General features: G+C 70.0%; 10 protein-coding genes and 1 pseudogene. 2 read left to right on the top strand and 9 right to left on the bottom strand.

The window, feature by feature from the left end; translation table 11 throughout:
- The first annotated feature begins 72 nt into the window (after window positions 1–72).
- On the top strand, window positions 73–1,851 hold the full coding sequence (locus AC1RTO_RS09675) for an ABC-F family ATP-binding cassette domain-containing protein (RefSeq protein WP_493160659.1): 1,779 nt from the start codon (window positions 73–75) through the stop codon (window positions 1,849–1,851).
- A 15-nt stretch (window positions 1,852–1,866) separates the two neighbouring features.
- Here the strand turns inward: AC1RTO_RS09675 and AC1RTO_RS09670 are convergent, their stop codons facing one another.
- The 6 genes from AC1RTO_RS09670 to AC1RTO_RS09645 are packed head-to-tail and all read right to left on the bottom strand — an operon-like array spanning window position 1,867 to window position 10,556.
- Window positions 1,867–2,877, bottom strand: coding sequence for a sensor histidine kinase (locus AC1RTO_RS09670; protein ID WP_493160658.1), 1,011 nt, complete (start codon window positions 2,875–2,877; stop codon window positions 1,867–1,869).
- A 54-nt stretch (window positions 2,878–2,931) separates the two neighbouring features.
- Window positions 2,932–3,738 carry an ATP-binding protein gene (locus tag AC1RTO_RS09665; RefSeq protein WP_493160657.1) on the bottom strand — a complete coding sequence of 269 codons (807 nt, stop codon included), beginning with the start codon at window positions 3,736–3,738 and terminating at the stop codon, window positions 2,932–2,934.
- 40 nt (window positions 3,739–3,778) lie between these two features.
- The gene (locus AC1RTO_RS09660; protein ID WP_493160656.1) at window positions 3,779–5,773 is read right to left on the bottom strand and encodes a tetratricopeptide repeat protein; all 1,995 of its coding nucleotides are present in this window, start codon (window positions 5,771–5,773) and stop codon (window positions 3,779–3,781) included.
- Window positions 5,766–7,124 (bottom strand): PEP-CTERM-box response regulator transcription factor, encoded by a 1,359-nt coding sequence (gene prsR, locus AC1RTO_RS09655; RefSeq protein ID WP_493160655.1) that lies wholly within the window; start codon window positions 7,122–7,124, stop codon window positions 5,766–5,768. The genes AC1RTO_RS09660 and prsR overlap by 8 nt, the downstream gene beginning before the upstream one ends.
- A complete protein-coding gene (prsK, locus tag AC1RTO_RS09650) occupies window positions 7,121–9,163 on the bottom strand; it encodes an XrtA/PEP-CTERM system histidine kinase PrsK (RefSeq protein WP_493160654.1) in 2,043 nt (680 codons plus the stop codon). The genes prsR and prsK overlap by 4 nt, the downstream gene beginning before the upstream one ends.
- 4 nt (window positions 9,164–9,167) lie before the next feature.
- Window positions 9,168–10,556, bottom strand: a complete 1,389-nt coding sequence (locus tag AC1RTO_RS09645) for a TIGR03013 family XrtA/PEP-CTERM system glycosyltransferase (RefSeq protein ID WP_493160653.1) — start codon at window positions 10,554–10,556, stop codon at window positions 9,168–9,170.
- Window positions 10,557–10,714: 158 nt separating this feature from the next.
- Here AC1RTO_RS09645 and AC1RTO_RS09640 point away from each other — a divergent pair, with 158 nt between their 5' ends.
- On the top strand, window positions 10,715–11,752 hold the full coding sequence (locus AC1RTO_RS09640) for a mannose-1-phosphate guanylyltransferase/mannose-6-phosphate isomerase (RefSeq protein WP_493160652.1): 1,038 nt from the start codon (window positions 10,715–10,717) through the stop codon (window positions 11,750–11,752).
- Window positions 11,753–11,767: 15 nt separating this feature from the next.
- On the opposite strand, the gene AC1RTO_RS09635 is transcribed toward AC1RTO_RS09640, so the two are convergent.
- The 3 genes and pseudogenes from AC1RTO_RS09635 to groL form a co-directional block, all read right to left on the bottom strand.
- A complete protein-coding gene (locus tag AC1RTO_RS09635) occupies window positions 11,768–11,959 on the bottom strand; it encodes a hypothetical protein (RefSeq protein WP_493160840.1) in 192 nt (63 codons plus the stop codon).
- A gap of 67 nt (window positions 11,960–12,026) precedes the next feature.
- Window positions 12,027–12,326, bottom strand: a pseudogene (locus tag AC1RTO_RS09630) (Uma2 family endonuclease); the annotation flags it as partial.
- A 168-nt stretch (window positions 12,327–12,494) separates the two neighbouring features.
- Complete coding sequence (gene groL / locus AC1RTO_RS09625; RefSeq protein ID WP_493160651.1) at window positions 12,495–14,138, bottom strand: chaperonin GroEL; 1,644 nt, start codon at window positions 14,136–14,138, stop codon at window positions 12,495–12,497.
- Window positions 14,139–14,168: the final 30 nt, after the last annotated feature.

Here is a 14,168-nt window from a genome sequence, read left to right as displayed (position 1 = left end):
CCACATCGCGCATTTTGGCAGGGCAGGAAGCACGCTTGCCGCACGTCCTCCGGCCCCCTACCTGCGCCGTCCATGGCTGCCCCTATTCTCGCTTACGAAGACCTTGGTGTGATCCAGGGCCACGGCTGGCTGTTCCGCCACCTCGACATCCATATCGGCGCACGCGACCGGCTGGCGCTGATCGGGCGTAACGGCGCGGGCAAGACGACCTTGCTCAAGCTGATCGCGGGATCGATCGACTGCGACGAGGGGCGGCGGGTGATCGTGCCGGGAACGCGGGTGGTGCTGCTGGAGCAGGAACCGAGCCTGGCGGGCTGCGCGACGCTGGCCGATTACGTGCTGGGCGGCGACGATGCGCCCGCCGCCCATGAGGCGGATGCGATCGCCGACCAGCTCGGCATCGACCTTACGCGTGAATCCGCCTCCGCGAGCGGCGGCGAGCGACGGCGGGCGGCGATCGTCCGCGCGCTGGCGCAGGACCCCGACGTGCTGCTGCTCGACGAACCGACCAACCACCTCGACATCGCCGCAATCGACTGGCTGGAGGAATGGCTGGGGCGATTCAAGGGCGCGTTCGTCGTCATCAGCCACGACCGCACCTTCCTGACGCGGCTGACGAAGCAGACGCTATGGATGGACCGCGGCTCGATCCGCCGCGCCGAGATCGGCTTCGGCGGGTTCGAGGCGTGGACCGAACAGGTCTATGCCGAGGAGGAGCGCAACGCGCAGCGGCTCGACGCCAAGCTGAAGATCGAGGAGCATTGGCTGCAACGCGGCGTCACCGGCCGCCGTCGCCGCAACCAGGGGCGGCTCGCCAAGCTCAAGGACATGCGCGCCGAACGCGCGGCGATGATGGGGCCGCAGGGTGCGGCGAACCTCGCCACCGCATCGGACGATTCGAAGACCAAGGTGGTGATCGACGTCAAGCACGCCTCGAAGAGCTACGGCGAGCGCGCGATCATCCGCGACCTCAACCTGCGGGTGACGCGCGGCGACCGGATCGGCATCGTCGGCCGCAACGGCGCGGGCAAGACGACGCTGCTCAAGCTGCTGACCGGCGAACTCGCTCCCGACGACGGCGAGGTGAAGCTCGCCAAGACGCTCGACGGCATCGTCATCGACCAGCAGCGCAGCCTGATGGCGCCGACCAAGACGGTGCGCGAGGTGCTGGCCGACGGCGGCGACTGGATCGACGTGCTGGGCGTGCGCAAGCACATCCACGGCTATCTCAAGGAGTTCCTGTTCGATCCGTCGCTGGCGGAGGCGAAGGTCGGGACATTGTCCGGCGGCGAACGCTCGCGGCTGTTGCTGGCGCGCGAATTCGCCCGCGAATCCAACCTGCTGGTGCTCGACGAGCCGACCAACGACCTCGATCTGGAAACGCTCGACCTGTTGCAGGAGGTGATCGCCGATTACGGCGGCACCGTGCTGATCGTCAGCCACGACCGCGACTTCCTCGACCGCACGGTGACGGTGACGCTGGGGCTCGACGGATCGGGGACGGTCGACGTCGTCGCCGGCGGCTATGAGGATTGGGAACGGCAGCGGAAGCGCCCGGCCGAGGCCCGCAAGGCGGCGGCGCCAAAGGCCGCGCCCCCGCCCCCGCCGCAGGCACGCACCAAGCTGAGCTACAAGGACCAGCGCGACTACGATCAGCTGCCCGCGCGGATCGAGGCGATCGATGCGGGGATCGCGCGCGACGAGGCGCTGCTCGCCGACCCCGCGCTCTACGTCCGCGATCCGAAGCGGTTCGCGGCGCTGACGCAGGCGATCGACGCGGCGCGGGCGGAAAAGGATGCGGCGGAGATGCGCTGGCTGGAGCTGGCGGAACAGGTCGAGGGGCTGGGCTAGGGCCGCACGCCCGGGTCAGGCCGGCAGGTCCATCGTCACGACGGTGCCGTCCGGGCCGCTCTCGGTCGCGAGCATGCCGTTCGCCTGCCGCGCGAAGGCGGGGATGAGCCGCGAGCCGAGGCCATGGTCCGGCCCCGCCGGCGCCGCCCCCTGCATGCCGACGCCATCGTCGCTGACGATCAACGTCCAGCCGCCCGGACGCTTGCGGAACCCGACGGTGATCGTGCCGCCGGCGCGGTCGGTGAAGGCGTGTTTCGCCGCGTTGGTGACGAGTTCGTTGACGATCAGCCCGATCGATACCGCGCGATCCCGGGGCACCTCCGCCTCGTCGACCGAACAGGCAAGCGTCACGCCGCCGCGCAGCAGCAGGGCATCCGCCAGCGCCGCGCACAGATCGCCCAGATAGGCGCGCATCTGCACCGCATCGCTCTGCCCCGTGCCACGATACAGGTGGCGATGCGCCCGCGCGATGCTCTCGACCCGGTACAGCGCCGTGCCCAGCGCCTCGGCCGCCTCGCCGCTCAGCCGCCGCCGCTGGATATCGAGGATCGAGGCGACGATCGCGAAATTATTCTTCATCCGATGGTCGATCTCCTGCAACAGCAGGTCGCGGTCGGCGATCTGGCGGTCGCGCTCCGCCGTCGCGCGCCGCACCGAGCGGCGGAACAGTTCGGCGAGCGCGACGGTGATGAGCGCCGCGACGACGATGAAGCCGACCGTCAGCGGCGTCGCGACCCCGTTCGAGCGGAAGCTGCCGCTCGGCGGGATCGTGTAATAATAGCCGTAGGTGATCCCCAGCGTCGCCGTCACCACGCCCGCCTGCCAGCGCGCGAACAACGTCGCGAGCATCATCGCCGGGAAGCACAGGGCGAAGGGCGCGCCCCCACCCGCGGCGACGCCGTCGAGCAAGGCACGGACGAGGACCGCGCTGCTCGAACACAGCACGCCGAAACCGAATTGCGTCACGCCCCGCGGCACCGCGGGGGCGAGGCGATTGGGCAGGTCGAGTTCCCCGAGACGCGGCACGCACGCAATGAGCCGCGCCGACGGAATTATGTCAAGGTCGATGACCCGATCGGGTCAGGTCAGCGCGCGCCCGGCCCGGCCGGCCAGTTCGGTGACATATTGCCACGCGACCCGCCCCGACCGGCTGCCGCGCCGCGTCGCCCAGTTGATCGCATCGGCGGCGTCGAACGGCAGGCCGTAGCGCGCGGCATAGCCCGCGACGATCGCGCAATAGCCGTCCTGGTCGAGCGCATGGAAGCCGAGGCTCAGCCCGAAACGGTCGGCGAGCGCGAGCTGGTCGTCGATGCTGTCGCGCGGATTGATCGCGCCGTCCTGTTCGGCGATGTCGCGCGGCACCAGATGGCGGCGGTTGGCGGTGACGAGCAGACGGACGTTGCCGGGCCGCGCCTCCGCGCCGCCCTCCAGCAGCGAACGCAGCGTGCGCGCCTCCGCCGGGCCGTCGAAGCCGAGATCGTCGAGGAACAAGGCAAAGGCGCGGCGGACGGGTGCCAGCGCGGCGAACAGCTGCGGCAGCGCGTCGAGCGCGGTCACCTCGACCAGCGCGATATCGCCGCCGTCCGCCTGCACCGCGCCGATCGCCGCCTTGACCAGCGCGGACTTGCCGGTGCCGCGCGCGCCCCACAGCAACACGTCCTGCGCGGCGGCCCCGCCGGCAAGACGGCGCAGATTGTCGACCAGCGCCGCCTTCTGCCGGTCGACCTCGACCAGCAGGTCGAGCGGCAGCGGCGCGAACGCCCGCGCCGCGACCAGCGCGCCGGCGCGCCAGACATAGGCGGGATGCCGGGTCGGGTCGTCGCCCGGTGGCGGCGGCGGGGCGAGGCGGTCCAGCGCCGCGGCGATACGCTCGAGGGGATCGGACATGCCCGCGCTCATGACCGGCGCGGCGGGCGGGCGCAAGCCGTCAGCGGCCGATCGCCCGGGCATGGGCGGCGATGACCGGATCGCCCGGTGCCAGCACCATCGCCTTGGCGGCGAGCTGGCGCGCGCCGGGCAGGTCGCCGTCCGCCGCCAGCGCGACCGCATAGGCGTCGCAGACATGCGGATTCATCGGCATCAGCCGATAGGCCGCGCGGCCATAGCGGCGGGCGACCGCGCCGTCGCCGCTCGCCGCATAAGCGGTGGCGAGATCGGCGAGCAGCGCCGCGTCGCGATGGCCGGCGATGCGGCGGACGCTTTCCAGCGTCTCGATCGCCGCGTCCGCATCGCCGCCCAGCAGCTGCCAATGCCCGCGGATGCGCTGGCCGGACAGGCTCTGCGGATTCTGTTGCAGGTAGAGCGACAGCGCCGCCGCCGCCTCGCGCGGACGGTTGGCACGGCTCCATGCATCGACCAGCCGCAGCATCGTCGGTTCGTCGAACGTCAGGTCGGCCGCCCTGGCATAGACCTGCGCCGCCTCGGCGAACCGGCCGGTCATCGCCAGCACGTCGCCCAGCGCCAGCTGCGCGGCGGGCGCGCCGGGGCTCGCGGCGACCAGCGCACGCGCGCGGATCGTCGCCCCCGCCGGATCGCCCGCGGTCGCCTGCGCGCGGATCACGCCGAGCACGTAATTGGGATCGTCCGGCGCGTCCCGCGCCTCGGCCAGCGTCGCCGCGACGCCGTCGTCGCTGGCAAAGGCCGCGGCACCACCGCGCGCGCCGATCGCCGCCCGATCGAGGAAGCGCGCCGCCGCGACCCGGTCGCCGATCACCTCGAACGCGCGCGCGACCAATGTCAGCGTAAAGGCATCGGCATCGTCGCGCAGCGCGATCGGGCGCAACTGGTCGAGCGCGCCCTGCGCATCGCCCGATCGCAGCATCGCCGCGCCGAGCAGGCGGCGCAGCACGACGTTCATCGGCTGGTCGGCGGCCAGCTGTCGCCATGTCCCGATCGCACGCTCATGGCCGCCGCCCGCCTCGTCGAGCGCACCGCCGAGCAGCGCCGCCCCGGGCAAGGCGGCGATCGCGGTGCCGGCGCGCTGGAGCAGATCGCGGGCGAGTTCGCCGCGTCCCGCGCGCGCCGCCAGCACCGCCTGCAGGTAGAAGGCCTGCGGGCTGCCCGGGCGCGCCGCCTGCGCCCGCCGGGTCGCGGCGAGCATGTCGGCGTAGCGGCCGGCATCGCCCAGCGTCGCGGCATATTCGATCAGCGCGGGGTGGTAATAGGCATCGCGCTGCAACGCCGCCTCGAACCAGGGCAGCGCGGCGGTGAGGCCGTAGCGGGTACGGACGATCTCCGCCTGCAGGGTCAGCGGCACCGGGTCGCCGGGCGCGGCCTGCGCGGCGCGGGTGGCGGCATCGGTGGCGGCGGCGATCTCGCCCGCATTCAGCCGGATGCGGCCGAGGTCGGTCCAGGCGGCGGCATCGCGCGGATGCGCGGCGAGCCAGCCCGCCAGCGCCTGCGTCGCGGCGGCGCCATCGCCCTGCGCCGCGATCGCCCGCGCCGCCGCGCGGATCGCCTCGCCGTCGTCGGCGGCCGCCGACGCCGCCGCGTCGCGCGCGCCTTGCAGGTCGCCTTGCAGAAAGCGTGCCTGCGCCCGCAGCCCGGCCAATGCCGCCGCGGGGACGCGCAGGTCGCGCGCGCGGCTGAGCGCGCCATCTGCCGCAATGCCGTCGCCGAGCTGGATATAGCTGCGCGCGAGCAGCAGCATCGCCGGCTGCGACGTCGGCGCCCTCGCCAGCGTCGCCAGCGCATGGTTGCGCGCCGCGCTGTAATTGCCGAGGCGGTAGGCCGTGCGCGCATCGGCCAGCGCCTTCGCCGGATCGACGCGCGGTGGCGGCCGCAGCAGCACGATCGCCGCGACGATCGCCGCGGCCAGCAGCAGGCCGAGCGCGACGCCCGGCCACCGGCCGATCCGCGGCACCGCCAGCCGCCGCCGGCGACGCCGCCGGCCGCGCATCATCGGGTAACGCGCGTCAGCCATGCAGATCGTAGCTCTTGAGCAGGTCGTACAGCGTCGGTCGGCTGACGCCGAGCAGCCGCGACGCGCCGGAGATATTGCCCTCCGCCCGTGCCAGCGCCTGCCGGATCGCCTTGCGGTCGGCGACCTCGCGGGCGCTGCGCAGGTTGAGTGGCGGCGGGTCGGCGGGGGCGTCGCCGGGGAAGTCGAGGTCGGCGGCGGTGACGAGCTTGCCGTCCGCCATGATGACCGCGCGCTTGATCCGATTCTCCAGCTCGCGGACGTTGCCGGGCCAGGGCCAGGCGTCGATCGCGGCCAGCGCGTCGGGGGCGAGGCCGGTGACGGCGATCTTCATCGCCGCGGCATGGCGGCGGACGAAGGCGCGGGCGAGCAGGCCGGCATCGCCGGGGCGCTCGGCGAGGCCGGGGATGCGGACGACGATCTCGGCCAGCCGGTAATAAAGGTCCTTGCGGAACCGTCCCTCGGCGACCATCGCCTCCAGATTCTGGTGGGTGGCGCAGACGATGCGGGTATCGACCGGGATCGCCTTGCGCCCGCCGATCCGCTCGATGACGCGTTCCTGCAGGAACCGCAGCAGCTTGACCTGCAACGGCAGTGGGACGTCGCCGATCTCGTCGAGGAACAGGGTGCCGCCCGCCGCCTGTTCGATCTTGCCCGGCGTGGTCTTCACCGCGCCGGTGAACGCGCCCTTCTCATGCCCGAACAACTCGCTTTCCAGCAACGTCTCGGGGATGGCGGCGCAGTTGATCGCGACGAACGCGCCGCGACGGCGCGGCGAGCTGTCGTGCACGCCGCGGGCGAGCAACTCCTTACCGGTGCCGCTCGCGCCGAGCAGCATGACCGATACGTCGGCCGGCGCGACGCGCTCGATGGTGCGGACCACCCGCGCCATCTCGTCCGATGCGTAGAGGAGGCCGCCGAACCCCGCACCGGCATCGGCCCGTTCAGCGAGGCGGCGGTTCTCCGCCTCCAGCGCGTGGACGTGGAAGGCCCGGGCGACGATCAGGCCGAGCGCGTCGATGTCGATCGGCTTGGCGTAGAAGTCCCATGCGCCCAGCCCGATGGCGTTGCGCGCACTGTCGCGCGCGCCATGGCCGGAGGCGACGATGACCTTGGTATCGGGCTTCAGCGCAAGGATCTCGGCAAGCGTCGCGAACCCCTCGCTGGTGCCGTCGGGATCCGGCGGCAGGCCGAGGTCGAGCGTCACCACCGCCGGCTCATGGCTGCGCAACGCCTCGATCGCCTCGGCACGGGAGGCGGCGACGACGATCTCATAGCCTTCATAGGCCCAGCGCAGCTGCCGCTGGAGCGCGAGGTCGTCCTCGACGATCAGCAGGACGGGCCGGTCGCTCATGCCGCCTGCTCCATTGCGCGGGCCGGGGGCAGGCACAGGCGAAAGCGCGTCCCCTCGCCTTCGCGGCTCGTCACCTCCAGCGCGCCGCCCATCGCCAGCGCCAGTTCGCGCGCCTCATAGGCGCCGATGCCGAAGCCGTCGGGCTTGGACGAGGCAAAGGGGCGGAACAGCTGGTCGCGGATGAAGGCGGCGCTCATCCCGCACCCGTGGTCGACCACGTCGACATGGATCCGCCCCGCCTCGGTGGCGACGATCATCTCGATCGTCGCGCCCGCCGGGCTCGCCTCGATCGCATTCTGGAGCAGGTGGCCGAGCAATTGCTCCAACCGGCCGGGCTGCGCCAGCGCGACGCCCTCGCCCGCGACGGTCACCGGATGCTGCGCGCGGCGCGCCGCGGCGAGACGGAGCGCGAGGGCGCCGACGTCGACCGGCTGCGCCGGTTCCGGCGTGGCGCGGTGATGCTGGGACAGGCGGGCGAGCAGCGCGTTCATGCGGGCGGCGGAATCCTTGAGGGTGGCGATCATGTCGGCGCGGAATTCGGGGTTGTCGGCGTGGCGTTCGGCGTTGCGCGCGACGAGGCTGACGCCGCTGACGAGATTCTTGATGTCGTGCATGATGAAGGCGAAGCGGCGGTTGAATTCGTCGAAGCGCGCGGCATCGGCGAGCGCCGCATGTGCGCGATCCTCGGCGAGGTAGCTCGCCGCCTGACGGCCGGCGACGCGCAACAGGTCGAGGTCCTCCCAGTCGAGCGCGCGGTCGACCGGCGGGCGGGCGAGCAGGATGACGCCGATCAGGCTGGTGCCGTGGATCAGCGGCACCAGCACCCAGGCATCGGGATGATCGCGCAGCCAGCCGGGGATCGCCGCCACCTCCTCCGCCGGCGCCTCGCCGCGGCGGACCTGGTCGAGCTCGACGATGCGCGCGCTGGCCGCGAGATACTCACGCAGCGCCGCGTCGGTCGAACCGCCCTCGCGCCAATGCCATGCGGCACCGATGCCGAGGCCGCTTCCTTCCGGCACCAGCAGCAACCCGGCGGGCGAATCGGTCAGGTCGGCGATCGCGCGGACGATCCGCCGGTCGAGCCGGTCCGCCGCCGCCTCGCCCGCCACGTCGACGGGCGTGCCCAGCGTCGCGGTGAAGCGCTGCCATGCGGCGCGATAGTCGTAGCGGTGGCGGAAGAAATGCTTGGCGACCTGCACCCGCGTCCACGCCCGCAGCCATGGCGTCGACAGCAATGTCGCCAGCGCGGTGGTCGCGCCGAGCACGATCGCGGTCTGGACGATCCGCACCGCGTCGCCGGCGTAACGCTCCGCGACCTGGGTCAGCAGGATGGTGACCGCCGCATAGAGCAGGATGGCGGCCACCGACACCATCCGCAACGCGATGCCGTGCGACATCGCCAAATGGCGCTCCCCGCGCCGCGCACCGAGGGCGATAACCATCGCCATCCCCGCCATAACAAACCCCCGCAACGCCAGCGCGCCCGGCGGCAGCATGCCGAGGCCATAGCCCAGCGTGGTGACGATCAGGTCGCCGCCCCACATGCCGGCGACCGCGACGACGAGCGGCCCGGGCTCGCGACCCGGCGCGACGTCGCCGCCGATGGCGACGTGATGGACGAGGACGAGGCCGACCGCCGCCGCCAGCATCCGTGCCAGCAGCCGTGCGGTGGCGACCGAGGCCAAGGCGTCGGCGCCGAGAGGCCTGGTCTCGATCACCGCGAGCAGCGCCGCCATCACGGTGATCGCCGCGGCCACGACATAGACGGCGAACAGCGGCACGGTGCCGGTCCGCGCGCTGCGTACCAGCATCGCCAGCAGCGCGAGCCAGGCGAGATTGCGCAGCGATTCGGCCAGCCGGGCGACGACGTCGCTGGTGCCGATCCCGGCCACGGCCAGCGCCCACAAGGCGGTGACCGCGCAGGCGACGACCAGGGTTGCGCGCGGCCAGCCGACGGCGGCATGACGCAGCCAGGCGAAGGCCAGCCCGCCGAACGCCAGCGCCGCCAGCGCATGGCCCCACAGGATCAGTGCGGTCATGGGCTCAGCGCGCGCCCGACGGCCACAGCACCACGCGCAATGTCTGGAGCAGGATCAGCAGGTCGAGGAAAGGCGAATAGTTCTTGGCGTAATAGAGATCGTATTCCAGCTTGTGGCGCGCATCCTCGATCGAGGCACCATAGGGATAGTTGATCTGCGCCCAGCCGGTGATGCCCGGCTTCACCATATGGCGTTCGGCGTAGTAAGGCAGCTGCTGTTCGAGCTGTTCGACGAATTGCGGGCGTTCGGGGCGCGGGCCGACGAAGCTCATTTCGCCCTTCAGCACCGCCCAGGTCTGCGGCAGTTCGTCGATTCGAACCTTGCGGATGAACCGCCCGATGCGGGTGACGCGCGGATCGTCCTTGTCCGCCCACACCGCCTTGCCCGCAACTTCGGCATCCTGCCGCATCGAACGCAGCTTCACGATCTCGAACCCCTGATTGTAGAGGCCGACGCGGCGCTGGCGATAAAAGGCAGGGCCCCGCGATTCGAGCTTGATCGCGACGGCGGTGACGAGGATCACCGGCAGCGTCAGGATCAGCAGCAGCAGGCTGGCGCCAACATCGAAGGCGCGCTTGAAGACGCTCGACAGCATCCGCCCCGAAGCGAAGCCGTCCGAAAAGATGAGCCACGACGGATTGACCGAATTGAGGTCGATCCGTCCCGTCTCCCGCTCGAGAAAGCTCGAAATCTCGCTGACCGCCACGCCCGTCGTCTTGACGCGCAACAGGTCCTTCAGCGGTAAGGCGTTGCGCCGTTCCTCCAGCGCCAGAACCACTTCGGTGGCGCCATGGTCGACGACATGCGCGGCGAGATTGGGGATCGCGTCGCGCGGGACGGCACCGGCGACGACGGGGCTCGCCTCCCCCATCGCGACATAGCCGGCGACGACGACATTGGCACCGGGTATGGCGGCGAGCGCACCGATCCGTGCGGCGCGATGGCCGGCGCCGAGCACGATGATCCGCCGCTTGAACGTATCGCCGCCCAGGGTCCTCCCGAGCACCGCGCGCACCACCACCAGCAGGAATGCCGCGATCAGCGTCGCATAGGCGAGGTTCGATCGCCACAAGGCGAGCGGCGGGACGAGGAAGAACAGGATCGACAGGAAGGACACGCCGAGCAGGATCGCCACCGCGAGCCGTGCCGCAGCGAAGCGCAACGACAGGAAGGACGCGACGCCATAGGCACCGACCGCGATCAGCGCGATCTGCAACGCCACGGCGAAGGCGAGCAGTTGCGGCAGGCGGGTGGCGATCGGTTCGACCGTCATGCCGATCTGCCGCGCCCGAATCACCCAGCCCAGCTCCGCCGCCGTCATCAGCAACAGCATGTCCACGAGGCCGAGCAACAGCACGGCATAAGGAACGTAATGCTTGAACAGGCGGATCATGCCCGCGTTCTCCGGCGACGCCTGTAAGCTTTTCCGACAGGCGAAGTCGGCAGTGGCAGAAAAAAGCGAAGAAATCTTGAACAGGACTTCACTTGCATCGTTTCGCTGACGAGACTTTCTGCGCTAGAGAATGTCGTCCAAGGAGTTCAGCCCGCATCATGACGATCGTACCAGTGATCCTCTCCGGGGGGTCCGGCACCCGCCTATGGCCGATGTCCCGGCCGGAAATGCCCAAGCAGCTGCTCGCGCTGACCGCCGAGGAAACCATGCTCCAGCTGACCGCGAAGCGCGCGCATGGCGAGGCCTTCGCCGCGCCGATCGTCGTCGCCAACGCGCGCCATGCCGATCATATCGACGAACAACTCGCCGCCGCCGGTGCGACGCCGCAGGCGGTGATCCTGGAACCGGTCGCGCGCAACACCGCACCGGCGATCGCGCTCGCCGCTTTGGCGGCCGGTCCCGAGGATGCGCTGCTGGTGATGCCGTCCGACCATGTCATCGCCGACATCCCCGCCTTCCATGCGGCGATCGAGGCGGCGATGCCGCTGGTCGCCGATGGCTGGCTGGTGACCTTCGGGATCGCGCCCGATGCGCCCGAAACCGGCTATGGCTGGATCAAGGTCGGCGAACCGCTGTCGAACGGCGTGCATCGCGTCGCGCGTTTCGTCGAAAAGCCGATCCGCGAGCGCGCGGAGGAGATGCTGGCGTCGGGCGACCATGCCTGGAACGGCGGCATCTTCCTGTTCCGCGCCGACATCTTCCTGGGCGAGCTGGCCGCGCATGCCCCGGCGATGCTGACCGCGACGCAGGACGCAATGCGGCTGGCGCGGCGCGAGGGCACGCGCATCCACCCCGACGCCGACGCCTTCGGCGCGTCGCCGTCCGATTCGATCGACTATGCGGTGATGGAGCGCGCCGAGCGGGTCGCCGTCGTCCCGGTCGCGATGGGCTGGAACGACGTCGGCAGCTGGGACGCGCTGCACGCGATCAGCGACCGTGACGACGACGGCAACGCGCATCGCGGCGAAGTGCTGGCGATCGACACGCGCGACTGCCTGATCCGGTCCGACGGCATCCGGATCGCGGCGGTCGGCATCAGCGACCTGATCGTCGTCGCCAGCGGCAACGACGTGCTGATCCTGCCGCGCGGGCGCAGCCAGGAGATCAAGAAACTGATCGAGGCGATGAAAAACTGACGACGGGCGTTCGCCCTAGTCGCGAGCGAACATCTCGGCGTGCGGGACGGTAAGGCCGAGCGACGGCAGCACCGTGTCGGTCGGCAAGAACGGCGTGTCGGTCCAGTCGTCGCCATGGCGCCGGCTGGTCATCACCATCTCCGCCTCCGGATCGACGAAGACGATCGTATCGACACTGGCGATCGTCCGATATTCGTCCTTCTTCACGCGCAGGTCGAGCCCGGGTCGAGGGTGACAGGATCTCGAAGATGGCCCGCGGGGCGTTCAATCGGACGTCCCTGCCGGTGTCGATCGGCGTGCCGCAATCGATGGTGACGTCGGGATAGCGGACCGACAGGTCGTGCGGCTTTATCGACATGTCCGATCCATACGGCCGACAGCCGGTGCCGCGGAGGCGCCCCACCAGAAAACCGATGATGTTGGCCTGCACCCGGGCATGATCGCGCGATCCTCCCGCCATCATGCGGATATGGCCGTTGTCGAGTTCAGCCTTCAGATCGGGACCGAAGTCGATCTGGTAGAATTCGTCCGCCGTCAGCAGGCGGGGCGTGGAATAGGCGAACAGGCTGGCCATGGGCGCAATATATACTCCGGACCGGCGGCAAGACAAAGGGCCGGGGGATCGCTCCCCCGGCCCTTCGTTTTCTGGAACGGACAGCGGCGCAACCGCTGTCCGGACGTCAGACCGGCTGACCGTTCTGATCCCGTCTTCGGGGCAGACATCGCCTGCCCCGATGCTGGATCAGAAGTCCATGCCGCCCATGCCGCCCATGCCGCCGCCGCCGGGCATGGCAGGTGCCTTGTCCTCGGGCAGTTCGGACACGGTCGCTTCCGTGGTGATCAGCAGGCCGGCTACCGAAGCGGCGTTCTGCAGCGCGGTGCGGACGACCTTGGTCGGGTCGATCACGCCGGCGGTCACCAGGTTCTCGTACGTGTCGGTCGAGGCGTTGAAGCCGAACGACGTGTCCGACTGGTCGAGCAGCTTGCCCGACACGACGGCGCCGTCATGCCCTGCGTTCTGCGCGATCTGGCGGACCAGTGCGGTCAGCGACTTGCGGACGATGTCCACGCCGCGGGTCTGGTCGTCGTTGACGCCGGTGACGCCTTCCAGCGCCTTGGTCGCGTACAGCAAAGCCGTACCGCCGCCGGGGACGATGCCTTCTTCGACGGCTGCGCGGGTCGCGTGCAGCGCGTCGTCGACGCGGTCCTTGCGCTCCTTGACCTCGACCTCGGTCGAACCACCGACCTTGATGACCGCAACGCCGCCGGCGAGCTTGGCGAGACGCTCCTGGAGCTTCTCGCGATCGTAATCGCTGGTGGTGTTCTCGATCTGTGCACGGATCGCCTCGGTGCGGCCCTTGATCGCATCGGCTTCACCCGCACCGTCGATGATGGTGGTGTTGTCCTTGTCGATCGTGACGCGCTTGGCGGTGCCGAGCATGCCGACGGTGACGCTCTCGAGCTTGATGCCGAGGTCTTCCGAGATCATCTCGCCCTTGGTCAGGATCGCGATGTCTTCCAGCATCGCCTTACGACGATCGCCGAAGCCCGGTGCCTTGACCGCTGCGACCTTCAGGCCACCGCGCAGCTTGTTGACGACGAGCGTGGCCAGAGCCTCGCCCTCGATGTCCTCGGCGATGATGAGCAGCGGGCGACCCGACTGGACGACGGCTTCCAGAATCGGGAGCATCGCCTGCAGGTTGCTGAGCTTCTTCTCGTGGATCAGGATGTACGGATCGTTCAGTTCGACCGTCATCTTTTCCGGATTGGTGATGAAGTAGGGCGAGAGGTAGCCGCGGTCGAACTGCATGCCCTCGACGACGTCGAGCTCGAAATCGAGACCCTTCGCTTCCTCGACGGTGATGACGCCTTCCTTGCCGACCTTCTCCATCGCTTCCGCGATCTTCTCGCCGACTTCACGGTCGCCATTGGCCGAGATGATGCCGACCTGTGCGACTTCCGCCGAACCCGAGACGGGCTTCGAGCGCGCCTTGATGTCCTCGACGACCTTCAGGACGGCGATGTCGATGCCGCGCTTGAGGTCCATCGGGTTCATGCCGGCCGCGACCGACTTCATGCCCTCGCGGACAATCGCCTGCGCCAGGACGGTCGCGGTGGTCGTGCCGTCGCCGGCGATGTCGTTGGTCTTCGAGGCCACTTCGCGCACCATCTGCGCGCCCATGTTCTCGAACTTGTCCTTCAGCTCGATCTCCTTGGCGACGGTGACGCCGTCCTTGGTGATGCGCGGTGCGCCGAAGCTCTTGTCGATCACGACGTTACGGCCCTTGGGGCCCAACGTCACCTTCACCGCATCGGCGAGGATGTCGACGCCGCGGAGGATGCGCTCACGCGCGTCGCGGCCGAATTTTACGTCCTTGGCTGCCATGGTGGCTACCCTTTCAGAAAGTGATTGGAA

Source organism: Sphingomonas sp. GW821-FHT10F09 (genome assembly GCF_058809195.1).
This window is presented reverse-complemented; position numbering and strand designations above follow the sequence as displayed.